Consider the following 21,722-nt stretch of genomic DNA (forward strand, 5'->3'; position numbering starts at 1 on the left):
CGGTATCCTCTCGGAGACCGCAAGAGGGGGAGTTCCATGGCTACTGTCGAGCGCACGCTCAGACCGATCGTCGTCCTGCTGTACATCAACGTGGGGATCAGTGTCCTGCTCACGGTGCTGACCTTCGTGTTCAAGAGTTCCGTACTCGATTACCAGGTCCAGCACATGGTCGAGGCCGGGAAGGTGGCACCGGGCCGGGAGGCGGCCACGCGTGGGGTGCTGGAGGGCACGCTCTGGATCCGGCCGCTGTCGATCCTGGTCGTCTCGGTCGTTTACGTCCGTTTCGTCGCGCGGCTGAAACTCGGCCTGCGACGCACTTACTACCGGCTCGTCGCCGTCGCGATCATCGGCGCGGGCGCGCTCGCCTATCTGATCCTCATCTCGCAGTTCCCGGTGTGGTACCGCGTGATCCAGGGCGTGCAGGGACTCGTGCTGCTGAGTTTGCTGCCGATATTGGCCACGAAGGAGGTCCGGAACCACTTCGCGCCGGAGCCGCAGGCGATGAAGATCTGGGACGACGCGTAGTCGGGAAAAGACTCGAGGGCTCTGCACCCGAGAGGCCGGCCACCGCTCGGCGGTATGTGCGGGTGGCGGGAATCAGAGTGAGCGGCTGAGGAGGCGGCGGCCGTCGTCTCGGAAACCGTGGGCGAGGTAGTAGTCGACCAGGTGCCCGGCATCGCGGCCGTTCGGCGCGATGACGAGCTCCAGGTGCCGGCAACCTTGTTCGCGTGCCCAGGCGACGCTGTCCTCGATGAGCCGGCCGGCCAATCCGCGGCGCCGGGCTGCCGGGAGCACGAACAGGCCCTCCAGTTCGGCGATCAGCCCGTTTTCCAGACCGAAACTGGTGGTGGTGACGGCGAAGCCGAGTAGCCGGTCCGGTGAGTGCACCACGGCGACTCGCGCCGCGGGCGAGGCGAGCAGCGCCGTGAGGTTGCGCCGCAGCGCGTGCTCGCCCGTGGCGAAACCGTCCTCCGCGTAGAATTCGACGGCCAGCGGTAACACCGCAGCCAGATCATCGGGACCGGCGACGCGCAGTGTGCGAGGTGTGATCGTCATACCGTCAGTACACCCCGAACCGACCTCGACCCTGGCACGGGCAACCAGAACGCCGTGCCACGGTCCATCAACGACCAGGGCGTGATTGTGGGGAACTATCTGGAAAACCTGGCGTTTCCCGCCAGGGAGATCACCCGGCCGGCGATCTGGCCGGGCCCCGGCGGCGCCGGATCGGATCTCGGCGTGAATCCCACCGGGTCGGCGGACGCGTTCGGCATCAACGACAATCAGCAGATCGTGGGCTGGCAGGGCGGCCGCGCCTCGATCACGCCGTGGCTGCGGAACGGCACCACGGTGACCACCCTGCCGCCGCTCGGTGACTCCGACGACACCGAGGCCCTCGGCGAGAACGGCAACGGAGTGGTCGTCGGCAGTGCCGCGGTCGCCGGCGGCACGTTGCCCGGCGGCAACCAGGCGGCGGTGGCGTGGGTCAACGGAAAGATCAGCACGCTCGGCCGGCTCAACGGGGGCGCCTGGAGCGAGGCGCTGGCCATCAACACCGCCGGCCAGGCCGTGGGTTCGGCGTCGCCCGCCGGCAGTTCGCTCCTCGACTCACACGCGGTGAAGTTCAGCGGCGGCAAGGCGATCGACCTGAACGTGCCACGTGGTGTCAACCCGGGCCCAGCGCACGCCACCGCGATCAACACGAGCGGCGTGATCGTCGGCGACGACCCCGTTTCCCCCGACGTGTCGGGCCTCGGCAACGGTTTCGTCTACCGCAACGGCCACGCGACCGAGCTCAACTCGCTGATCGCACCGACCCCGAACGTGCGGCTGGCGGGCGCCACCGGCATCAACGACGCCGGAGACATCGTCGGCACCGCCGTGCTCACCCAGCCGGACGGAACGCTGTCGACCGTCGGCTACGAATTGCTGCCCGTCCCGACCACCTAGTGTCGCGCGTCGTCAGTGACGAGGACCGGGCGCTGCTGGAGTCGCGGGCGGGCACGGAACCGCGGAAACGGCCCGGCGGGGGTGGACGACGAGCCGCGTCCCGGCCTATCGAAACCGTAGACGAGCCGGGATCATCGCGGCCACGCTCGAGCCGCCACCGGAGGCGTTGGCGGTCAGGCACCGGTCGAGCCGGCTGCGGGGCCGCCACCTCGGCATCGGGGACGCCACGGTGGCGCTGTGCAGGTTTGGTGACTCCGGGCTACTCACCGGCTATGCGCGGTGGATGTCCCCGTGCCGGACCAATCCCTCCAGTAGTGAGGGCAACTCCTCGATGATGATCGAAACCAGGGCGTTGGCCATGCCTCCGGCCGGGTTCGTCACATCCCGGATCAACTGCGCAATCATGCGCGTCGAGTCCGCGGTGGTCCGCGGGAAGAACGCGATCACCTCTTCGCTGCCCGGCGCGTAACCGCTGCCCGTGCCTGGCGGGGTCGGGCCGGCGAAGTACGGCTGCATCCGGGTCCGGAACTCCGTGATCGCCCGCTCGATCATCTGCTGGGTTTGTGGGCTCGTGGCCAGCGTCTTGTCGCCGCTGAGGACCCAGGCACCGAGGTTGTTCTCCACGGGCACGCCGATCGCTCCGCCGCCGGCGTCGTTGTGGTCCAGCCGGTCGTGCACCACCTTGACCAGTGCGCTCAGCACGGCCTGCCTACCGTCGGGATCATCGTAGAGGCGCTCGAGCAGGGTGTTGAACGCGGTTTCGTTGTCGAAGTTCGGACGCGGAAGGAAGCCGAAGGTGAGCTCGACCGCCTCGTACTGCCCGAGCAGGGCCCGGGCGCCCGGGTTGGCCAGGACCCCGTGGCCGACGCGATGCAGCAACGCCTGCTGTTGCGATCGCGGCAGAGCGTTCAGGTTGCGCTGGGCCAGCGCCGTGAAGTCCTCCTTGTTGAACAGGTGCCCGGCGGAGAACGCGTCGAGCAGGTAGTGCTCCGCGAACCCGGCGGAGATCGTCGCCCGGCTGAGAAACCGCTGGGTGTGTTCGGCGCTGGGCAGGCCGAGGTGGTGAAATGCCTCGGACGCATTGATAATCGTCTCGCTGTAATAGCGCCGGAAATTCTCCCGATTGTCCACGCTGCTGGGCGAAGCGCCCGCCGGTACGGGCACGAGAGCGGAATTGCTGGGGCCGAAGTGTGCGGCGTTACGCAGGTTCAGCCGCGTATAACGGCCGCCGGTTGCGGCGTCCCATTCCGACTCCTGAACCGATCCCGGTCGGGCCTGCTGGCGATGGACCAAAGCTACCACCGCCCGAATCTCATCGGGCGATGCGCTGAAGAGGTCGTCGGGGCTGCCGTACATGTCGGCCAAGGCGTCGATCTCGCCGGAGGTCAGCCGAACACCCGGATGCGGGTACAGCAGATCGTCACTCTCACCGGCGGTCGCGGTTCGCGATCCAGGCGTGCGGTCCCCTTCGGTCGCGTGTTCAAACGCCTCGTAGCGCTGGACCGCGGCGGGCTGGTGCCGCGCTTCAGACGCGCCCCGGACCATCGCTGCGACCGCCTCGTTGCCGGCGGTTCGCTGCAGGCGGGCCAAGCCGTCAGGTCGCCAGGCTTCCCGCGTCCGAACCGGATTCGGCGCGGCGACCACCTGCCCGGACTCCGCTCGGCGACGGATCCGGAACACATCGAGATCTCGGCGACCGACACGGTCGCCCGGCGCGTGGTCCACCTCGACCACAATACTGGCGCAGGACATCCGTGGGGCTGCCCTTTCAGGCGACCGCGGGGGCAGCCTGAGCCTTCTTCGCGGACGCCGGTCGAACCAGGGATCAATTGACGATGATGTGTCAGAAATCTGAACGAAGATCGACTGCGGCACCATCCGCTACTCGGACCCATGCGGACGGGATAGCCTGGAAACATGTTCTTCCGGCGCAAGCTCAGGCGGCAACGCGGGTACCTTTCGGCCGTCGCGGAGCCCACGCGGTTTGCTCTTCCGCTTGGCCTGGTCGGATGAGCACCGGCGGATGTGCGAGAGTGCTCGGCCATGAACCATCTCGAACAGCTTCGGAGTACGGCGATCGAGCGCGGCATCCCGGCCGAAGCGGCCGACCGGATCGGCCGCTTTCTCCGGGTGGCGATCTGGGTGTGCAACGCCAACCGGTACGGCATCGGATCGGCCGAGCGGCACGGTGGCGTGGTCGGACAGAACGGCGGACTGCCCCGCCTGCCGGCCGGCACGGAATGGCCGTACGCCGACATCAGCGGCCTGGGCCGGTTGCCGCTGCCGTTCATCGCCTCGCTCGACTGCGCGAAGCTGCCGCGGGCCGAGGGGCTCGAGCTCCCGGCGGACGGGTCGCTGCTGTTCTTCTTGGCGCACGAGCACGCTCTGCACGCGTCGGACGAGCAGGAGTTCGCACGGGTCGTGCACCTTCCGGCCGGCACCGCCACCGTGCAGGTGGAACAGGCGCCGCCCCATGACGAGGACTGGTTCGAATCGGGTTTCCTGCGGCCGCCGTCCGACCTGGTCGCTCTGGTCCAGCCGGAGATGCCGGGCTGGTTCGACGAACCCGAAAACCTCGAGTTCGAGTCGGACGTCGTCCAGCTGCAGGTGGGCGACACCGCCCACCTCGAAGATCTCCGCAGCTTGTTCAAGGAGCTCTGGTCGCCGGTGACCACCGGCGCCGACCTCTACCTCGGCGGCTATTCGATGGAGCTGGGCATCGGCGAAAACGCCGAGTACGGCATGGCGGAGGACGCGATCGCGCACGACTCGCCGAACCGCGACCGGCTTGTGGAGGAAGAGACCGTCCGGCTGATGAGCGAGTGGATACCGCTGGCCCAGTTCCAGTTGGAGGACCAGGTCCACGTCGGCCGCTTCCTGATCCGCCATGAAGACCTGGCCGCCCGGCGCTTCGACCTGGCCCGGTCGCTGACCATGTTCACGGAGTAGACGATGCCGACGCAGTGAGCTGACGGCGGAAGGGCGGCGCGCCTCCGCCGTCCGCTTTGCGTGGGCAGGTCACGCCGGGGCGACGGCGGCCGGCGCGGCGAGCAGGTCTCCCAGCCCGCCACGGGCGTCTTCGATGACGAGCGCTTCGGCCACCGCCGGGTCGCCGGCCCGCAACGCGCGGACGAGCGCGCGGTGGCTGCCGTAGCGATCGAGGCCGAAGCGGTCGTTCCCGGCGATGCGTTCGATCAGGCGCGCCCGCCGTTCCGGCCAGGAGAACACCCGCGTCTGGCCCAGCAGGCGCACCAGCACCGGGTTGTGGGCGCACGCCTCGACGACTTCGTTGAAACGCTGCATGGCGTCGAGCAGCCGGTCCAGGTGCCGGGCGATGTCCTGCCCGGCCTGCTGCCGTTGCTTGATGACGATCAGCAGGTCGTCGGCTTCGTCGAGGACGGCGTCGAGGTGGTCCAGCTGGGCCGTGGTCGCGTGCCGCGCGGCGAAGCGGGCCACCATCCCCCGCAGGGCCACCTCCACCTCGGCGAGGTCCTGGATCGCGGCGTCCCCGAACGCGGCGACCTGGACGGTCCGCGGTCCGGTCCGTTCGAGGAGACCGTCCTGCTCGAGGCGCCGGATGGCCTCCCGCACCGGCGTCGGGCTCACCGACAGCCGCTCGGCGAGCCCGCGCTCGGTGACCTTCTGGCCCGGCCGCAGCTCGCCGGTGGTGACCGCGTCGCGGATGGCGCGGTAGGCGCGGTCGGCCAGCGTGTCGGGCGTCAGGCCCTTCAACGTCTCACTTGCCATGGCGTCACTCTATCTGCCATGGCAAAGCCTGTAAGGCACACTTGACGTTCTTGCTATAGCAAAAGTAGCTTGGCGAGATGACGACGACGTCGAGCACCCAGCGCGTGCTGACGAAGCGGATCACGTTCTTCGTGGCCCTGGCGGTCTTCGCGCAGGAGTCGACGTGGAACCTCTACGACTCGCAGGTTCCGCCGCTGCTGCGCGAGCACCTCGGCAGTGCCGCGCTGATCGGTCTCCTGATGGGGATGGACAACGTGCTCGGCATCTTCATCCAGCCGTGGATGGGCAACCGGTCGGACCGCACGCGCACCTCGTGGGGCCGGCGCATGCCCTACCTCCTCGTCGGAATGCCCGTGGCGGCGCTGCTGTTCCTCGCCATCCCGCACGCCGCGGCGTCGCTGCCGCTGCTGATCCTGACGATGTTCGGCTACGCGCTGGTCGCGAACTCGTTCAAGCCGATCGCCGAATCCCTGCTCCCGGACTTCGTCCCGCCCGAGCGGCGCAGCCGGGCCAACGCGGTCGTCAAGATCGCGGCCAGCCTCACGGTGATGGTCGCGGCGCTGATCAGCATCTTCTTGATCGACACGTATCCGAAGCTGTCGTTCGCGATCCCCGCGATCCTGATGGTGGTGTCCTTGGTGGTGCTGGCCGCGAACGTGCGGGACAGCCGGTCGCCCGCCTACCAGGCCGCCCTCGACGAAGAACGCGAACAGGCGGCGCCCGCCGCACGGGTGCGGGACACCGTGCTCGACATCGTGCGGGACACCGACCGCAGCCGGCTGCTGCTCATCGTGGCCATCTTCCTCTTCAGCGGCGCCTGGGCGGCCTCGCGATCGCTCATCACGCCGTACGGCATGGAAGTGCTGGGCCTGTCCCGCGGCGAAGCGGGCGGGCTGACCCTGCCCAGCGGTGTCGCCTTCATCGTGGCCGCCTACCCGGTGGCCAGGCTCGCCGAACGTTTCGGCCGGCTTCGCGTGATGACCGCCGGGATGACGGTGTTCGCGGCCGGCGCGGTGCTCGCCACCGTGGTGCGGACGCCCACCGGTGTCGTCGCCGGTCTCTGCGTGGCGTCCGCGGGGGCGTCCGCGTTCCTGGTCAACGCGGTCGTCGTGCTGTGGAACCTCGCCCCCTCCACCCGCCTGGTCGGCACCTACACCGGGCTCTACACCGTGGGCTGGGTGAGCGGCGGCTTCCTCGGCCCGGCCGTGGTCGGCGGCTTGGTCGACCTGACGGGCTGGCCCCTGCTGCTGCTCCACGTCGCGATCGTCGCGCTCCTCGCCGTGCTGGCGGTCGGGCGCGTCAGTGCCCGGCAGCGCCGATCGTCCGCCGGGCGGGCCCTGTGAAAGCGCGCGTGCCGATCACCACGGACCACCTGCGTCCCGGTGACGAGGTTCGTGGTGAACAAAGAGAAATGAGGAAAACATGAACACAGTGCGCGTCCTGGCGCCGAGCGGCATGCTCGGCGCCGGGTGGGACCACGCGACGGTCGAGCGCGGCATCGCCCTGGGGGCCGACGTCATCAGCATCGACGGCGGGTCCACCGATTCCGGTCCCCACTATCTCGGCGCCGCGACGGCCAAGACGACGGCCAAGGCGGTGGCGCGCGACCTGCGCAGCCTGCTGACGGCGGCGGCCGCCGCGGGCATCCCCGTCATCGTGGGCTCCTGCGGCACGAGCGGAACCGACCGCGGCGTCGACTGGGTCGCCGGGATCGCCGCCGAGGTGATGGCCGAGGAAGGCCTGGACCTGGAGGTGGCGAGGATCTACAGCGAGCAGGACGCGGCCGAGCTGAAGGAGCACTTGGACGCGGGCCGGATCCACCCGCTGCCCCCGTTGGGAGAACTGACCGCCGAGACCCTCGAGAGCTGCACCCACATCGTCGGCGCGATGGGGCACGAACCGATCGTCGAGGCACTGCGCGCCGGCGCCCAGGTCGTGCTCGCCGGGCGCGCCACCGACACCGCCGTGGCGGCCGCCTACCCGCTCATGCGGGGGATGCCCGCCGGGCCCACGTGGCACGCCGCCAAGATCATCGAGTGCGGCGGCCAGTGCACCGGCAACCCGCGGGCGGGCGGAGTCCTCGCCACCATCGACGCCGGCGGCTTCACCGTCGAGCCGCTCGACCCCACCGTGTCGTGCACGCCGATCTCGGTGGCCGCCCACATGCTCTACGAGACCGCGAACCCGTTCGAGATGCGCGAGCCCGCCGGCACCCTCGACGTCCGGGACGCGCGGTACACCGCGCTCGACGACCGGACCGTCCGCGTCGAGGGCTCGGAGTTCCACTTCGCCGGCCAGTACACGATCAAACTCGAAGGCGCCCGGATCACCGGCTACGAAACCATGTCTTTCACCGCGATCCGCGACCCGCGCGTCCTGGCGGAGATCGACGCCTGGGCGGAGCTCATGCGCACGATGATCACGCAGCGGGTGGGCCAGACACTCGGACTGGCGGACGACGAGTACGCTTTCGACCTGCGCCTCTACGGCCACAACGCGGTTCTGGACGACCTCGAGCCCGAGAGCGGGCCGCCGCGCGAGGTCGGCGTGATGTTGCTCGTCAACGCCCCCGACCAGCCGACCGCCACCGCGGTCGCCAAGGTCGCCAACCCGTTGATGCTGCACCTGCCGACCCCGGGAATGGACTACTTGCCCAGCTTCGCGTTCGCTTCGTCGCCCGCCGAAGTCGAGCGCGGCGCCGCGTACGAGTTCGTGCTGAACCACGTCGTGGACTGCGATCCCGCCGGCCTGTTCCGGATCGAACCGGGGGAGACCCGTGCCTGAGACCACCCTCGCGGATCTGGCCCACGAAGTCCGCTCCAAGAACGCCGGCCCGTTCTGGGTCACCATGGAACTCTTCATGCGCGACGCCGAGGGCTACCGGATCGCCGCGGACGAATCCTTCCTCAACGAGAGCGTGATCGCGCAGCTCTACCGCGTCGAGGAGGAGGCGGTCCAGCTGTTCCGGATCCCGTCGCTCAACGTCGTCAAGATCTCCTTCCCCCGTCCGGTCAGCCAGGGATCGCTGCGGGACCGCGACATCCACGCGGGACAGCACCACGTTCCCCTCGCCCGCATGCCGGTCCCGTCATCGACCCGACCCGTGGAGGAAAGCCCGTGATCCGTGTCGAAGACCTGCCGGTGGCGCACCCCGGCCGCCGGCTGCTCACCAAGCGCACCCCGTTCTTCGCCGCACCGGACGAACCGCGCTGCAGCTACTGCGCCTACATTCCCACGAGCTGGACCCCGGACGCCGAACTGCCCGTCCTGGTGGCCGTGCACGGCACCGGCCGCAGCGTCGGGGAGCTGCGCGAAGGGCTCATTCCCTTCGCCGAACAGCACGAAGTCATCGTCGTGACCCCGCTGTTCCCGGTCGGCATCGACGATCGCGACGACGTGCACGACTACAAGCTCCTCGACGCCCACGGGATCCGGTTCGACCGGGTGCTGCTCGGCATCCTGGAGCAGGTCCGGTTCCGGTGGAACGCGCGGGTCGACACCGTGTTGCTGTGCGGGCACTCCGGCGGCGGCCAGTTCGCCCACCGCTTCCTGTACCTGCACCCGGACCGGGTCGCCGCCGTCGCGGTCGGCGCGCCCGGCGGCGTGACCCTGCTCGACGACTCACTCGCCTGGCCGGAAGGCACCGGCGACACCCGGCAGCGGTTCGGGATCACCGTGGACCCCGCCGCGGTCGCCCGGGTGCCGGTGCTGCTCGTCATCGGCGGCGACGACGACGGGCGGGCCGACCTGGCCGTCATGGGCGACCACGGCCGCAACCGGCCGGAGCAGCTCGACCGGCTGGCCCGGTCCCTGACCCGGCACGGCACGGCGGTCCGGCAGGTCGTGGTCCCCGGGGTGGGGCACAGCGCCGCGGGGACCCGACCGCCGGTCGTCGAGTTCTTCACCGGCTTGCTGCCGGGCTGAGCCGGCCACCCGGGAAAGGTAGTTCCTTGACCAAAAACCTTCGACGTCCGCCGCCGTCGGAGGGTGCTCTGGTCGGTGCTCGCCGCGGCGCTGCTTTTGACCGGAAAGGCCACCTGTTACTCCGGCCAGGACGTCAGGCGGGGTGTGCGGTACACGGGCTCCCACGACGACCGGGCCCGGGGGTGGCGGCCAGCAGTCAGCCGGCCGGCGAACGCCGTGGCGATCACCACGAGTGCGATCAGGGCATGCCGATGCCCGTCAGTCAGCGTTCGCTGGGCTGGGCAGCAGTCGCAGGAAGCGTTCGCGCAGCTGCGGCGCGCGGCTCTCGCACAGCAGGAAGATCGCTGTGATGTCTTGATGGGAGAGCTGTCGCACGATGCGGCGCAAGATGGCCGTCGCGGAGAGGTGGAGTGCCGCGTCCAGCAAACGCAGGCCCACCGTCTCCTCGAAATCGATGCAGCCGAGCAGGAGACGGCCGCCTGCCGCGGGCCGGCGCGATCCGAGCGCGACGATGATCTTCGCACTGGTGGCCGGGAAGTCGTCGGAGATTTCGTTGAGGAACGCGAGTGCTTGCCCCATGTCGTTGTCGACCAGTCGTTCGAGGTGGCTGAGCTGGGCACGTCGAAGATCCTCGGTGTAGCTGACCAAACCGGGGATGGCTTGCGCCTGCGCCGTCTCCGCCAGGTAGGGATCGGTCGGCAGCCAGTCGATCGACCGCGCGGCGTGTTCGATCAACGCAGCCCACACGTCGGCGCTCGTGGCGCCCTTCCGGTGAGCGGCCGCTGAGAAGACCTGTCCATCGAAGTAGCTGCCGAACACGGCCGAGAAGTCCTTGTCGGCGGCGATGACGAGCATCGTGCGGAGGCTGGGCGGAACGGCGTCGGGTGGGAGCGTGGGCCTGACCAAGTCAGCGACCACCTGTCTGGTCGCCGCTTCATCCTCCATGGCGGGCTCGGGTTCTTCGATCGGTGGTGGAGCGGGCACCTCGTCCGCTGCAGGGACGGGAGGAGGCGGAGGGAGGTAGGCGCTGTTGCGCGCGATAAGGAGGTCTTGCGCCGTCTCTCGCGACATCGTGCTGGGCTCCGGCCGTTGCCTCCCGTCCTGCAGGTTCAGACTGCGGAATCGTTGTCGCAGCTCCTTGTGGACCGCGGCCAACGAGAGGTATTCGTTGGCGCTGGGGACGCCTTCTTCCAGGATGGCGGTGAGGAACTTGCTGAAGTATGTCTGTCCGCCGGGCACGACGTCGTAGACAGCCTTCTCAGAGGCCCTCGAGGCGGTCAGCGTGTACGCGCCTTCTACCTTCGACAGCATCTCCACCTGGTCAGCGACGCCGACGCCCTGCGTGCCCGCGGTGGCGATGCCGGAAAAACAGCAGTCGAGCATCACCACGCGCACACGGGCGTCGCAGTTGTAGTGCAGCTCGTCGCGGATGTCGTCGAAGCGCAACGAAGTGCTGTGCCGCAGGCGCGGATCTTTGCTCGTGTCCGTCAGTGCGAGCCCGAGTTTTTCGTTGGGAAGGAGTTGGCCGTGCCCGACGTAGTAGAACAGCAGCACGTCAGTGGTCTCGTGAATGAGCTTGGCCACCCGTTCCGGCACTCTGTCGCCGGTGTTCTGGTCCTCGAACACGGCAATCCGGGACTCCGGCCACCCGCACGACGGTCCGGTGAGCGCGCGCCTCACCGCATGCAGGCTGCGGCTTGCCGCGGACATGTCGGGCAGCCCGGCGGTGTAGGTTGCGGTGCCGACCAGGATCGCGCGGGAGCGTTCGAAGTCAATGGCTGCGCCGGTGATGGCTCAGCTCCCCTTGCCGGAGGGGACGCTCTTGCGGGCCACCTTCAGCAGCGTTTCCAGCGCCTCCGGGTCGGTGCCGGTCAGCTCGACCTCGACGTCCTGAATCTTCACCCGGACTTTGGTCACCCGCGCCTCGATCCAGGAGCGCAGCGCGCTCAGGAGCACCGGCACCGCTCCGCCGGTTGTGCACAGCGCGACGAGGAAGTCCCAAGAGTCACCCTGCTCGCCTGGTTCGGACGGTGCGGGTACTGGCTCGAGTCGCACGTTCCGCACGTCGCGCAGCCACTGCTGCAACCGAGGTACGTCCGCGCTGTCCGTCGGCGTGATCCGGACTTCGACGGCGGGACCGGCGGGCGAGACTTTTTCATCCTGCATGCGCGATCTATCGCGTCAGGGCGAGATTTTGTGACAGATTCGGTCGTCCAACACGCCCTGGGCGTCGTCATCGTCTTTTCGTCGGGCCGACGGCTCGCCGCAGGGTGTCGCCATGCGCCGCGCGTTGTCTTCCAGGAGCTGCGTCAGGTCCTCGTAGCGGCCCCATAGCGCCGGATCCCGGCGTGCCGCCTCGCCAATGGCCATGGTCTGTTCGGCGCCGGCGGTCACCGGCTTGCGACAGGGAGCACGCGGCGACCCCGGGATCTATGAGACGGTTGACTCACAGCCTGCCCGCGTGCCAGAATCGCCCACTGTGAGACGCTCGTCTCGCACAACGCGGCGCTTGCCGGCCGACTCGTCTTTGCCCGAGGGGATCACCGTTGTCCGTTCAAGCATGGTTGCTGGTTTACGGCATGTTGTCCGCTTATTGCCTGGCCGGCTGCCTGATGGAGCATTTCGCCGTCTTCTCCGGGTGGCCGGCGGTCGGCGTCAAGGAATTCCGGACCGTCCAGACGGCTCAGGGGCATGGCAGCGGCATCGTCTATGTGGTACCGAAAACCCTGTTGACCGCGCTGGTGGTCGTCATGCTTGCCGGAGCACCCGATGCCGTTCCGGATTGGCCGTTGTGGGCCGGTTTGGCGGCGTTGACGGCGTCCTGGGTGTCGTTCGCTCTCATTCAGCTTCCGATTCAGCTGCACATACGGAAAACTGCCGATCAAGCCGCCATTGTTCGGCTGGTGCGAACCGATTGGATCCGGGTCGCTGCGATGGTGGCTCATTTCGCCTTCGCCGTCACCGCCATTGCGGGGGCGAGCTAACCCGGCTGATCGTGCCAGGTTCCCACGCTGTCCACGAGCCGGCCGAGGAAATCGTCGGAAGCCGGGGCTCGCTGCATGGTCGCGCGGTAGACGATCGGCCCCACGAGCATCGCCGTCAAGTCGGGCGGCTCGATGTCGGCCTCCAGCTCGCCGGCGGCGACGGCCGATCGGATGGCGGCGTGGATCCGTTCGGTGATCGTCTTGACGGACTCGTCGTGGGGGTGCGCGATCCGGGCATCCGAGAGCGCGGACTGCGCCAGTGTGAGCGAGACGGCGGCGACGGCGGGGATGGCGAGCTCGTCGGCCATCTGCCGAAGCTCCTTGCGCAGCCATCGGCGAACGGGCGTCTCCGGGGCGCGGAACAGCGGGAGGTCGGCGCCGCCCATGGCGTCGAGCAGCAGCTGGTCGGTCCGGGGCCAGTGCCGGTAGACGGTGGCCCGGCCGACGCCGGCTTCCTGAGCGACTCGCTGGTGCGTCACCGCGTCGAGGCCCTCCTCGGCCAGCAGCCGCCGGGCGGCGGCGAGCATGGCCTCCCGGCTGCGCACCGCTCGCGGATCCGCTGAATAGCTCATCGTCGCATCTTACGAGACAAGTGACTCATTGATGGGGAGGGCGATCCCGGCCGCCGGGCCGGATCGCGTCGACCAGCATGCGCACGAGTTGCTCCACGCTGACCCGCCAGGTGTTCTTCGACAGATGACCGCTGAGTTCCATTCCGGCGATGCCGTGCGCGCTCGACATCAGCAGGGCGCCGTAGCGGCCTGCGTCAGGCTCGCCGACCACGTCCGCGACGAGGACGAGGAACTCCTTTTCGAGACGGCTCGCAGCTTCGGCGGCGGCCGGCGTGTCCGCCGGAGTGCTGAACATCAGCGCATACCGGTGCGGTCGCCGCCGGGCGAGCCCGATCAGCCTCAGAACGGCCCACTCGAGCCGCGCCTCGGCCGTGGTGCCGGGGTCTGCGCGTGCTTGCTCGACGTCGTCCGCCAGCGCGTTCCACGCGTTGATCGCGAGCTGCGTCAGCAGGTGCTCCTTGTTCTCGAAGTGGCCGTAGGGTGCGCCACGCGAAACTCCGGCCCGCGCTCCGACCGCGCGGAGGGTCACCGCGGCCGGCCCACCCTCGTCCAGTAGTTCGGAGGCGGCGCGGACGAGAGCCTGTCGCGTGGCTGCGGCGCTCTCGGCTCGGGTCATGCCGGGCAGTCTAGTTGACAATGTCATCCGAGTTACGGGACAGTCGTTGATATGACAGTGTCACATGAAGTACCCGATCTCACGGGACGCACGATCGTCGTCACCGGGACGACCTCCGGCCTCGGCCTCGCCCTCTCCGGGGCACTGGCCGCAGCCGGTGCCCGCGTCCTGATGACCGTTCGCGACGCCGAGCGCGGAGCGGCAGCCGTCGAACAGGTGAGGGCCGGAATCGATGGTCCCGGCTCGGCTGAATCCGTGCTGCTCGATCTGGCCGACCTCGCCTCGGTGCGCGCCGCCGCCGCGGAGATCCGGGACCGCTCCGGGGACCGGGTCGACGTGCTGGTCAACAACGCCGCCGTGTCGCTGGGGCCGCACGCGCGGACCCGCGACGGGTTCGAGCTGCAATTCGGGACGAACCACCTCGGCCCGGCCGCGCTGACCTGGCTGCTGATGCCGGCACTGCGGGCCGCCGGAAACCCGGACCAGCCCGCCCGGGTGGTGACGACGTCGAGCCTGGCCCACCGCACCGGCGGGCTCGATCTCACCGACCTCAACTGGGAGCGCCGGCGCTATTCGCCGACGCGCGCCTACGGGGCCTCGAAACTGGCGAACGTGCTGTTCTCCGCGGAACTCGACCGGCGGTTGCGGCTCGACGGCGACCCGGTGCTGTCGATCGCCGCCCACCCCGGGCTGACGGCCTCGGACCTGCTGAACAACGCCCTCGCCCGCGGCAACACGTGGAAAGCCCGCGTGCTCGTGCTGCCGGATCGCTGGGTGTCCCAGCCGGTCGCCGCCGGGATCCGGCCCCAGCTGCTCGCGGCCACCGGGCCGGTGCGCGGCGGCGATTACCTGGGCCCCACCGGGCCGTTCGAGATCCGCGGTCCGGCCGGGCCCGCGCACCGCTCGGCGGCCGCGCAGGACCCGGTGCTCGCCGGCGAGCTTTGGCAGGCCACGGCCACCGCCACCGGAGTCACCCCGGACCCGGGTCTTCGACCGGCGGCAAGCCGCCGGTGAGCGGTGCGGGCTCGTCGTGTCCGGGAACCCGTCACTGACGGCAGTCAGGCGACCGACCAGCCGCCGTCGCTGGGCAGGACCACGCCGTTGATGTTGGCGGCGTCGTCGCTCAACAGCCACACGATCGAAGCCGCCACCTGTTCGGGTGCCGCCGGTGCGGGCATGGTGGCCTGCATGACCGGGCCACCGCGGCCGGCCGCGTACTCCGAACGCATCCCGCCGTCGATGCCGGTGATCGTCGGTCCTGGCGCGACCGTGTTGGCCCGCACTCCCTGGGGGCCGTGGAAGAACGCGACGCTGGCGGTGTAGCCGACCACGGCGTGCTTCGACGCGGTGTACGCCGCACCGGCCGCCGACCCGCGCAGCGCCGCCTCGGAAGCGACGTTCACGATCGAGCCGCGCCCCGCTTCGATCATCGCCGGGAGCACGGCCCGGGTGAGCCGCATCGTCGCGGTCAGGTTGAGGCCCAGGACGCGGTCCCACACCGCGTCGTCCACTTCGGACGGTGGCAGGAAGCCGTCCATGATCCCGGCGATGTTGGCCAGTCCGTCGATCCGGTGGCCGCCGGCCGCGACGATCCGCGCCACGGTTTCCGGCTCGGTGATGTCCCCGGCGATGGCGGTGACGGATTCCTCGCCGCACTGTTCGACGAGGCCGGCCAGCCGGGCCGGGTCGAGGTCGGCGGCCACGACGTGGCCGCCTTCCGTGGCGACGCGGACCGCGGTGGCGCGGCCGATGCCCGATCCGGCGCCGGTCACGATGACGGTGCGGCCGGTGAAGCGGCGGTCATGGCCGTTCTGCGACATGGGTTTCCTTTCGCGGGGCGGCAGCGTCGGGCAGGTCGAGGCTGTCGCGGAGGGAGACGGGTTTGAGCAGGACCGCGGCGAGCACGCCGAGCAGCGCGACGCCGGCCGAGATGGCGAAGATGTGCCCGGTGGCGACGCCGTAGGCGACCGGCGGCGGAGCACCGGCGGCCTGACGGTCGGCGACTTGGCGGGCGAGGACCGCGCCGAGCACGGCGACGCCGATGGTGCCGCCGAGGGAGCGGAAGAAGGAGACGGTGGCGCTGGCCGCGCCGATGTCCCGGAGGGGGACGGCGTTCTGGACCACGAGCACGAAGTTCTGCAGGGTCATGCCGACTCCGGTGCCGATCAGGAGCATCGCGATGCCGATGAAGGGCAGGGGTGTGCGCTCGTCGATGAGGCCCAGGCCGGCGAAGCCGGCGGTGAGGCTGACCGCGCCGGTGACGAGGAACGGCTTGAGGCGGCCGGTGCGGCTGATCCGGCGGCCGGCGACGATGGAGGAAACCAGGATGCCTGCCATCATCGGGATCGTCAGCAGCCCGGCTTCTGTCGGGGTGCGGGCCCGGCTGACCTGGAAGTACTGGCTGAGGAAGACCGCGGCGCCGTACATCGCGGTGCCGGCGGCGAGACTGCCGAGGATGGCCAGCGCCGTGGTGCGCTGCCGGATGATGCGGGGTGGGACGACGGGCTCGGCGGCGCGGGTTTCGACGAAGGCGGCGAGGCCGAGCAGGACGAGGGTGCCGCCGACCATCACGGCCGTCTGCCAGGAGGCCCAGCCGAACGCGTCCCCGGCGAAGGACACCCAGATCAGCAGCAGGCTGACCCCGCCGGTGATCAGGGTGGCTCCCCAGTAGTCGATCCGCACGTTCTCCCGGCGCACGACCGGGAGGCGGAGCGTCAGCTGCAGCAGGACGAGGGCGACGACGGCGACGGGCACGCCGATGAAGAAGCACCACCGCCAGCCCAGCCACGAGGTGTCGACGATGAAGCCGCCCAGCAGCGGTCCGCCGATGGTGGACAGCGCCGTGACGCTGCTCTGGTAACCGGCGTACCGCCCGCGTTCCCGCGGCGGGATCATCGCGGCGATGGCGATCTGGACCAAGGACTGCAGGCCACCGACGCCGACGCCCTGCAGCGCGCGGGCCCCGATGAGCTGGCCGGTGTTCTGCGCCAGGCCCGCGGCGATCGAGCCGGCGATGAAGACGACGGCGGTGATCTGGATGAGCGTCTTCTTGCGGTACAGGTCGGCCAGCTTGCCCCAGATCGGTGTCGCGGCGGTGGCCGCGAGCAGGGTGGCGGTCACCACCCAGGCGTACTGGACGGGCGTGCCGTGCAGGTCGTGCAGCATGCGGGGCAGCGCGGTGGCGACCACGGTGCTGCTCAGCGTGGAGACGAACAAGGCGAGCAGCAGGCCGCTGAGGGCCTGGAGCACTTGCCGGCGTGCGGTCACGGTTGCTCCGCCGGGGTCAGATGTACGACGGTGCCGCCGGCGGCGGCGTAGAGGGAGTCGCCGGGAGCGGTGGCCAGGCCGGTGAACGGGCGGGGGACGCCGGGAAGGCCGTGGGCGTGCAACGCGGGCTGCTCGCCGGGCCGGCCCGGGCTCGCCGGGAGGTCGGCTGCCTGCCGGGCTTCGCCGGTGACCAGGTCGACCGCGACAACTAGGCCCGCCGCGGTTTCGGCGACGTACAAGCAGCCACCGACGACCGCGATTCCTTGTGGGGCACCGAGATCGTCCGCCAAGACGACCGCGGTTTCCCCGTCGAGGCGGTACACCGCACCGCGCTCCTCGTCGCTGACGTACCAGCGACCGTCGCCGTCCACCGCCACGTCGACCGGACGGCCGAAGCCGTCGGCGAGCACGCCGACGGTGTCCTCGAAGTCGATGGTGAGGACGCGGCCCGCACCGGCCTCGGCGACCACGAGCGCGCCGTCGGCGTGGACGGCGATCCCCGCGGGCTCGGCCAGGCCGTTCGCTCGCGTGCGCACGGACCGGGTCGTCCGGTCGTACGTCCGGACCTGGCCGTACTGCGAGGTCAGGTGCAGCAGGTCCCCGTCGGCGGCGATGCCGTGCGCGAACGGGAGGAGTTCGGTCGTGGTGACGTCGTCGCGGGGCTCGGCGATGCGGTAGTGGTCGGCGACGTGCACGGTGCCGCCGAGGTCCACCGTGACGCCGTAGGGCCCGGCGAACCCGCGGGGCGCGATCTCGCGGGTCCGGCCGTCGGGGTGCAGTTCGGTGATGCCGCCGCCGGCGTAGCTGGAGACGAACATGCGGTTTTCGGTGTCGAAGGCCGCGTTGTCCAGCCCGGAAAGCCCGCTGGTGACGAGTGTCCGGTCGCCGCTGCCGAACAGGTCGATGCGGGTGACGATGCCGGCCACGCCGCGGGAAAGCACCTGCAGCACACCGCCGAGGTCGAACCGGACGGCGACCGGCTGGTGGACGTCGGTGGCGACGAGCTCGGGAGTGCCGCCGTCGGGCGGGATCCGGAAGACCTCGCCGGTGAGCATGTGGGGGTAGTAGAGGGCACCGTCCGGGCCGAGCTGCATGGCGTTGCCCATGGCCAGGCCGCCGGCGAGCACTTTCGGCTCCCCGTTGCCGAGTTCCAGGAGCCGGCCGTCCGGTATCATCTCGTTGACGAACAGCCGGTCGCCGACGCAGGCGATCCCGTTCGGCAGCCGCACCTGGTCGGTGACCAGGGTGAACGTGCCGTCGGGACGCCGTCGCCACACGCGGCCGGGCACGAGGTCGGTGACGTACATCGACCCGTCGGACCCGAAGGCGAGATCGTCGGGCGCCTGCACCGGCCCGCCGACCGGCACGACCACCTCGACGTCGCCGGTGGCCAGGTCGACGGCACCGATCTCGCCGGCCAGGAACTGCGCCACGTACAGCCGCCCGTCCGGGCCGAAGGCGACCCCGTTCGAGCCCCGCAGCGACGTGGGCCGGGTCAGCCGGCGGACGTGGCACGCCGTCATGCGCCGACCAGGACGTCGTCCATCCCGCCTTCTTCGCGCCAGCGGCGCAGCAGATCGTGGAACACGACCGGCCCGGGGGCGAAGGAGTTGCCCGCCGGACGCGGTTTGCCCTCGTTGTTGTAGTAACCGGGGGTGCACTCGGTCAGGAACGCGGAGGTGTCGCGGGCGTTCGCGCGGAGCGTGGCGACCCACGCCTCCTGGGCGTCGGCGGTGGGCTCGATGTATCGGGCGTCGCGTTCGCGGGCCTCGGCGACGACGGCGCCGATGTGCGTGGCCTGCTCCTGGAGAATGTGCACGAAGTTGACGGCGGAGGCGTTCTGCAACGGCCCCAGGTGGAACAAGTTGGGGAAACCGTGGCTGTAGAAGCCGTGCAGCGTCTTCGGTCCCCGCTGCCACGACTGCAGCAGCGGAGTCCCGCCGCGGCCGTACACCGGCAGCGTGCCGGAGAGGATGCCGGACACGCCGACCTCGAAGCCGGTGGCGAAGACGACACAGTCCACTTCGTACTCACGGTCGCCGACGACGACGGCGTTCTCCGTCATCCGGGTGATGCCGCCGTGATCGGCCGTGTCGACCAGCGTGACGTTGGGGCGGTTGAACGTCTGCAGGTAGAAATCGCTGAACGTCGGCCGCTTGCACATGTACCGGTACCAGGGCTTGAGCAGCTCCGCCGTGGCCGGGTCGGTGACGACTTCGCCGACCCGGGCGCGGATCTCGTTCATCTTCACGAAGTCCGCGATTTCGTCGAGGTACTCGCGCTCCTCGGCCGGCAGGTCGGTGTCGACCGTGCCGCTGAGCATCTGCCGTTGCAGCCGGCCGGTGCTGGTCCAGCCGTCGCCGACCAGGTCGTGCTCGACGTGCCCGCCGGTGACGATGGCGAGGAAGTTGGCCATCCGTTCCCGCTGCCAGCCCGGCTTCAGGGAGGCCGCCCAGTCCGGGTCGGTGGGGCGGTTGCCGCGCGCGTCGACCGACGACGGCGTCCGCTGGAAGACGTACAGCTGCCCGGCGTCACGGCCGAGGTGCGGGATGACCTGGATCCCGGTCGCGCCGGTGCCCACGACGCCGACCTTCTTGTCCGCCAAGCGGTCCAGGCCGCCGTCGGGGCTGCCGCCGGTGTAGCCGTAGTCCCAGCGGCTGGTGTGGAAGGTGTGCCCGCGGAAGGTGTCGATGCCGGGGATGCCGGGCAGCTTCGGCTGGGTGAGGGTGCCGGAGGAGACCACGATGTAGCGGGCGCGGAAGGCGTCGCCGCGGTCGGTGCGCACCTGCCACTCGGCGGCGTCGTCGTCCCAGCGCAGCTCGGTGACGCGGGTGTGGAACAGGGTGTCGCGGTAGAGGTCGAAGTGCTTCGCGATGGCGATCGCGTGCTGCCGGATCTCCTCGCCGGGGGAGTAGCGCCACTGCGGGACGTAGCCGACTTCTTCCAGCAGCGGCAGGTACGAGTAGGACTCGATGTCGCAGTGGATGCCCGGGTAGCGGTTCCAGTACCAGGTACCGCCGAAGTCGCCGGCCTCGTCGAGCATCCGGATGTCCGCCAGACCGGCCTGGCGCAGCCGCGCCCCGGTGAGCAGGCCGCCGAAGCCGCCGCCGACCACGAGGGCTTCGACGCGGTCGTGCACGGCGTCCCGTTCGACGCGAGCGGTGTAGGGATCGGCGGCGTAGTAGCCGAATTCCCCGGCCGCCCGCCGGTACTGGGCAGCGCCGTCCGGACGGAGGCGACGGTCCCGTTCTTCCCGGTACTTGGCGCGCAGGGATTCGGGATCGAAACCGAGCTCTTCGGGGGTGAAGCGGGTGCGGTCCGGCGCTCCTGGCTGAGCGGACATGAGATCCCTTCGGCGGGTACGGGGGCGGGCCAACGAGCCGAGTTAAAGCAACTGCTTGATTTAGGTTACCGCGAAGATCGGCTTCGCGGCCACCCTGCTCCGCCGTCTGGACCGGTGCGACGACTGATCGTTATGCTGGGCGAAACGATCGAACGAACAACCGGCGAACGAAGGTCGAGATGCGGGAGTCGGGGGAGGACCGGCGGCGGCGGATCCTGGCCGTGGTCGAGGCGCGCGGTCAGGCGCGGGTCACCGAGCTCGCCGCGGAGCTGGCCGTCTCGGTCATCACCGTGCGCCGGGACGTCGAGGAGCTGGCCGGGGCCGGCCGGCTGCGGCGGGGCCACGGCGTCGTCCGCTCGCTGGTTCCGCGGCGACCGGAGCCGGCGCCCGCCTCGGACGACGGGGGCCCGGTGGTGCTGGTCGTTCCCGAACGCCACGCCTACCTCACCGAGGTCCTGCACGGCGCCCGCGGCGCGCTGGAAGAGGCCGACGTCCGCGTCGTGCTGCACCCGGCGCCTCAGGTTCCCGGTGCCGAGCGGGCGATCGTCGAACGGTTGCTGGCCGACGACGCCCGGGGCGTGCTCGTCGCGCCGCGCTGGCGCAGCGTGGTCACCGAGGAAGCCGACGACGGCTGGCTGGCCGCGGCCGACGTCCCGGTCGTCCTGATGGAACGGCGGCCGCGGCCGGGAAGTGCGCTGCACGCCAGGGATTCCGTGTGCACCGACCACTGGTACGGCGTCCACCTCGCCGTGACGCACCTGCTCGCGCTGGGCCACCGCCGGATCGTCCTGGCCGCCCGGGACGACAGCCCGACCGCGCGGGCGCTGCGTGCGGCGTTCACCGGGATCTGCGCCGGGCGGCCCGAGGTCGAAGACTGGACCGTGGTGCTCAGCGCGCCGGGCGCGGTCGCCGACCAAGAGCCCGTGCGCGACCTCGAGCCACTCGCCGACGTGCTGCGCGGTCGCGGCGCGACGGGCGTGATCATGCACGGCGACGTCGATGCCCTGATGCTCGTCCAGCAGCTGGCGGACGCCGGGATCACCGTGCCCGGCGACTGTTCGGTGGTCGCCTACGACGACGTCGTGGCGGCACTGGGCAGCACCCCGCTGACCGCGATCGCGCCGCCGAAGGCCGAGGTGGGCCGGCTGGCCGCGGAACTGCTGCTGGAGCGGCTGCACGGACCGGCGGGCCGGCCGGCGCGGCGGATCGCGGTGCTGCCCGAACTCAAGGTGCGCGGGTCCACCCGGCCGCTGATCGATTGACCGAGTTGTCCGGCGCTATTGACCGGAATTCGTTCAGGCGCCCAAACTGCGTGGAGT

Annotated in this window: 22 protein-coding genes and 1 pseudogene; 11 read left to right on the forward strand and 12 right to left on the reverse strand. The window is 70.2% G+C overall.

Annotated features, from left to right (window positions below):
• The first annotated feature begins 36 nt into the window (after window positions 1–36).
• The gene (locus ISP_RS06405; RefSeq protein WP_013227209.1) at window positions 37–525 is read left to right on the forward strand and encodes a hypothetical protein; all 489 of its coding nucleotides are present in this window, start codon (window positions 37–39) and stop codon (window positions 523–525) included.
• Between the two features lie 72 nt (window positions 526–597).
• On the opposite strand, the gene ISP_RS06410 is transcribed toward ISP_RS06405, so the two are convergent.
• A complete protein-coding gene (locus ISP_RS06410) occupies window positions 598–1,056 on the reverse strand; it encodes a GNAT family N-acetyltransferase (RefSeq protein WP_013227208.1) in 459 nt (152 codons plus the stop codon).
• Between the two features lie 54 nt (window positions 1,057–1,110).
• Between ISP_RS06410 and ISP_RS06415 the strand changes: the two genes are divergently transcribed.
• Together ISP_RS06415 and ISP_RS06420 are read left to right on the forward strand one after the other, a co-directional pair.
• Window positions 1,111–1,950, forward strand: a complete 840-nt coding sequence (locus tag ISP_RS06415; RefSeq protein ID WP_013227207.1) for a hypothetical protein — start codon at window positions 1,111–1,113, stop codon at window positions 1,948–1,950.
• 75 nt (window positions 1,951–2,025) lie between these two features.
• Window positions 2,026–2,185 (forward strand): annotated as a pseudogene (locus tag ISP_RS06420) (IS630 family transposase); the annotation flags it as partial.
• Between the two features lie 35 nt (window positions 2,186–2,220).
• On the opposite strand, the gene ISP_RS06425 reads toward ISP_RS06420, so the two are convergent.
• Window positions 2,221–3,675, reverse strand: a complete 1,455-nt coding sequence (locus ISP_RS06425; protein WP_230468382.1) for a hypothetical protein — start codon at window positions 3,673–3,675, stop codon at window positions 2,221–2,223.
• Between the two features lie 318 nt (window positions 3,676–3,993).
• Between ISP_RS06425 and ISP_RS06430 the strand changes: the two genes are divergently transcribed.
• Window positions 3,994–4,899 carry a DUF1963 domain-containing protein gene (locus tag ISP_RS06430; RefSeq protein ID WP_013227205.1) on the forward strand — a complete coding sequence of 302 codons (906 nt, stop codon included), beginning with the start codon at window positions 3,994–3,996 and terminating at the stop codon, window positions 4,897–4,899.
• Window positions 4,900–4,968: 69 nt separating this feature from the next.
• Here the strand turns inward: ISP_RS06430 and ISP_RS06435 are convergent, their stop codons facing one another.
• Window positions 4,969–5,697 (reverse strand): GntR family transcriptional regulator, encoded by a 729-nt coding sequence (locus ISP_RS06435; protein ID WP_013227204.1) that lies wholly within the window; start codon window positions 5,695–5,697, stop codon window positions 4,969–4,971.
• Between the two features lie 77 nt (window positions 5,698–5,774).
• Here ISP_RS06435 and ISP_RS06440 point away from each other — a divergent pair, with 77 nt between their 5' ends.
• From ISP_RS06440 to ISP_RS06455, 4 genes are all read left to right on the forward strand, one after another.
• A complete protein-coding gene (locus ISP_RS06440) occupies window positions 5,775–7,040 on the forward strand; it encodes an MFS transporter (protein ID WP_013227203.1) in 1,266 nt (421 codons plus the stop codon).
• 79 nt (window positions 7,041–7,119) lie between these two features.
• Window positions 7,120–8,481, forward strand: a complete 1,362-nt coding sequence (locus ISP_RS06445; protein ID WP_013227202.1) for an acyclic terpene utilization AtuA family protein — start codon at window positions 7,120–7,122, stop codon at window positions 8,479–8,481.
• A complete protein-coding gene (locus ISP_RS06450) occupies window positions 8,474–8,818 on the forward strand; it encodes a DUF4387 domain-containing protein (protein ID WP_013227201.1) in 345 nt (114 codons plus the stop codon). The genes ISP_RS06445 and ISP_RS06450 overlap by 8 nt, the downstream gene beginning before the upstream one ends.
• Complete coding sequence (locus ISP_RS06455; protein ID WP_013227200.1) at window positions 8,815–9,621, forward strand: alpha/beta hydrolase family protein; 807 nt, start codon at window positions 8,815–8,817, stop codon at window positions 9,619–9,621. The genes ISP_RS06450 and ISP_RS06455 overlap by 4 nt, the downstream gene beginning before the upstream one ends.
• A 258-nt stretch (window positions 9,622–9,879) precedes the next feature.
• Here ISP_RS06455 and ISP_RS06460 read toward each other — a convergent pair whose 3' ends face one another.
• The 3 genes from ISP_RS06460 to ISP_RS06470 are packed head-to-tail and all read right to left on the reverse strand — an operon-like array spanning window position 9,880 to window position 12,015.
• Window positions 9,880–11,412 (reverse strand): caspase family protein, encoded by a 1,533-nt coding sequence (locus ISP_RS06460; protein ID WP_320109501.1) that lies wholly within the window; start codon window positions 11,410–11,412, stop codon window positions 9,880–9,882.
• Between the two features lie 3 nt (window positions 11,413–11,415).
• Window positions 11,416–11,787 carry an effector-associated constant component EACC1 gene (locus ISP_RS06465; RefSeq protein WP_013227198.1) on the reverse strand — a complete coding sequence of 124 codons (372 nt, stop codon included), beginning with the start codon at window positions 11,785–11,787 and terminating at the stop codon, window positions 11,416–11,418.
• Between the two features lie 15 nt (window positions 11,788–11,802).
• The gene (locus ISP_RS06470; protein ID WP_014467252.1) at window positions 11,803–12,015 is read right to left on the reverse strand and encodes a hypothetical protein; all 213 of its coding nucleotides are present in this window, start codon (window positions 12,013–12,015) and stop codon (window positions 11,803–11,805) included.
• A gap of 152 nt (window positions 12,016–12,167) precedes the next feature.
• Between ISP_RS06470 and ISP_RS06475 the strand changes: the two genes are divergently transcribed.
• Complete coding sequence (locus ISP_RS06475; protein ID WP_141748453.1) at window positions 12,168–12,605, forward strand: hypothetical protein; 438 nt, start codon at window positions 12,168–12,170, stop codon at window positions 12,603–12,605.
• On the opposite strand, the gene ISP_RS06480 is transcribed toward ISP_RS06475, so the two are convergent.
• Together ISP_RS06480 and ISP_RS06485 are read right to left on the reverse strand one after the other, a co-directional pair.
• Complete coding sequence (locus tag ISP_RS06480; RefSeq protein WP_230468380.1) at window positions 12,602–13,177, reverse strand: TetR/AcrR family transcriptional regulator; 576 nt, start codon at window positions 13,175–13,177, stop codon at window positions 12,602–12,604. The two genes, ISP_RS06475 and ISP_RS06480, sit on opposite strands and share 4 nt — an antisense overlap.
• Window positions 13,178–13,202: 25 nt before the next feature.
• Complete coding sequence (locus ISP_RS06485; RefSeq protein WP_013227196.1) at window positions 13,203–13,793, reverse strand: TetR/AcrR family transcriptional regulator; 591 nt, start codon at window positions 13,791–13,793, stop codon at window positions 13,203–13,205.
• A gap of 51 nt (window positions 13,794–13,844) precedes the next feature.
• Between ISP_RS06485 and ISP_RS06490 the strand changes: the two genes are divergently transcribed.
• Complete coding sequence (locus tag ISP_RS06490; RefSeq protein WP_034286197.1) at window positions 13,845–14,807, forward strand: SDR family NAD(P)-dependent oxidoreductase; 963 nt, start codon at window positions 13,845–13,847, stop codon at window positions 14,805–14,807.
• Between the two features lie 44 nt (window positions 14,808–14,851).
• On the opposite strand, the gene ISP_RS06495 is transcribed toward ISP_RS06490, so the two are convergent.
• From ISP_RS06495 to ISP_RS06510, 4 genes are read right to left on the reverse strand one after another with little or no spacing between them, the layout of a single operon-like run.
• Complete coding sequence (locus ISP_RS06495) at window positions 14,852–15,613, reverse strand: SDR family NAD(P)-dependent oxidoreductase (RefSeq protein WP_013227194.1); 762 nt, start codon at window positions 15,611–15,613, stop codon at window positions 14,852–14,854.
• On the reverse strand, window positions 15,594–17,060 hold the full coding sequence (locus ISP_RS06500) for an MDR family MFS transporter (protein ID WP_013227193.1): 1,467 nt from the start codon (window positions 17,058–17,060) through the stop codon (window positions 15,594–15,596). The genes ISP_RS06495 and ISP_RS06500 overlap by 20 nt, the downstream gene beginning before the upstream one ends.
• Window positions 17,057–18,583: a Vgb family protein gene (locus tag ISP_RS06505; protein WP_013227192.1), complete on the reverse strand. Its 1,527-nt coding sequence runs from the start codon at window positions 18,581–18,583 to the stop codon at window positions 17,057–17,059. Before ISP_RS06505 ends, ISP_RS06500 begins: the two co-directional genes overlap by 4 nt.
• Window positions 18,580–20,403: a flavin-containing monooxygenase gene (locus ISP_RS06510; RefSeq protein WP_013227191.1), complete on the reverse strand. Its 1,824-nt coding sequence runs from the start codon at window positions 20,401–20,403 to the stop codon at window positions 18,580–18,582. The genes ISP_RS06505 and ISP_RS06510 overlap by 4 nt, the downstream gene beginning before the upstream one ends.
• Window positions 20,404–20,582: 179 nt before the next feature.
• Between ISP_RS06510 and ISP_RS06515 the strand changes: the two genes are divergently transcribed.
• The gene (locus tag ISP_RS06515; protein ID WP_013227190.1) at window positions 20,583–21,665 is read left to right on the forward strand and encodes a substrate-binding domain-containing protein; all 1,083 of its coding nucleotides are present in this window, start codon (window positions 20,583–20,585) and stop codon (window positions 21,663–21,665) included.
• The last annotated feature ends 57 nt before the right edge of the window (window positions 21,666–21,722 follow it).

It is taken from the genome of Amycolatopsis mediterranei, assembly GCF_026017845.1.
GTDB lineage: Bacteria > Actinomycetota > Actinomycetes > Mycobacteriales > Pseudonocardiaceae > Amycolatopsis > Amycolatopsis mediterranei.

Bases quoted from the DNA above. Each gene is read 5' to 3' on its own strand.
- ISP_RS06410 (WP_013227208.1), bottom strand. From the start codon at position 1,056: ATGACGATCACACCTCGCACACTGCGCGTCGCCGGTCCCGATGATCTG.
- ISP_RS06485 (WP_013227196.1), bottom strand. From the start codon at position 13,793: ATGACCCGAGCCGAGAGCGCCGCAGCCACGCGACAGGCTCTCGTCCGC.
- ISP_RS06480 (WP_230468380.1), bottom strand. From the start codon at position 13,177: ATGAGCTATTCAGCGGATCCGCGAGCGGTGCGCAGCCGGGAGGCCATG.
- ISP_RS06435 (WP_013227204.1), bottom strand. From the start codon at position 5,697: ATGGCAAGTGAGACGTTGAAGGGCCTGACGCCCGACACGCTGGCCGAC.
- ISP_RS06445 (WP_013227202.1), top strand. From the start codon at position 7,120: ATGAACACAGTGCGCGTCCTGGCGCCGAGCGGCATGCTCGGCGCCGGG.
- ISP_RS06405 (WP_013227209.1), top strand. From the start codon at position 37: ATGGCTACTGTCGAGCGCACGCTCAGACCGATCGTCGTCCTGCTGTAC.
- ISP_RS06510 (WP_013227191.1), bottom strand. From the start codon at position 20,403: ATGTCCGCTCAGCCAGGAGCGCCGGACCGCACCCGCTTCACCCCCGAA.
- ISP_RS06465 (WP_013227198.1), bottom strand. From the start codon at position 11,787: ATGCAGGATGAAAAAGTCTCGCCCGCCGGTCCCGCCGTCGAAGTCCGG.
- ISP_RS06440 (WP_013227203.1), top strand. From the start codon at position 5,775: ATGACGACGACGTCGAGCACCCAGCGCGTGCTGACGAAGCGGATCACG.
- ISP_RS06490 (WP_034286197.1), top strand. From the start codon at position 13,845: ATGACAGTGTCACATGAAGTACCCGATCTCACGGGACGCACGATCGTC.
- ISP_RS06430 (WP_013227205.1), top strand. From the start codon at position 3,994: ATGAACCATCTCGAACAGCTTCGGAGTACGGCGATCGAGCGCGGCATC.
- ISP_RS06515 (WP_013227190.1), top strand. From the start codon at position 20,583: ATGCGGGAGTCGGGGGAGGACCGGCGGCGGCGGATCCTGGCCGTGGTC.
- ISP_RS06495 (WP_013227194.1), bottom strand. From the start codon at position 15,613: ATGTCGCAGAACGGCCATGACCGCCGCTTCACCGGCCGCACCGTCATC.
- ISP_RS06505 (WP_013227192.1), bottom strand. From the start codon at position 18,583: ATGACGGCGTGCCACGTCCGCCGGCTGACCCGGCCCACGTCGCTGCGG.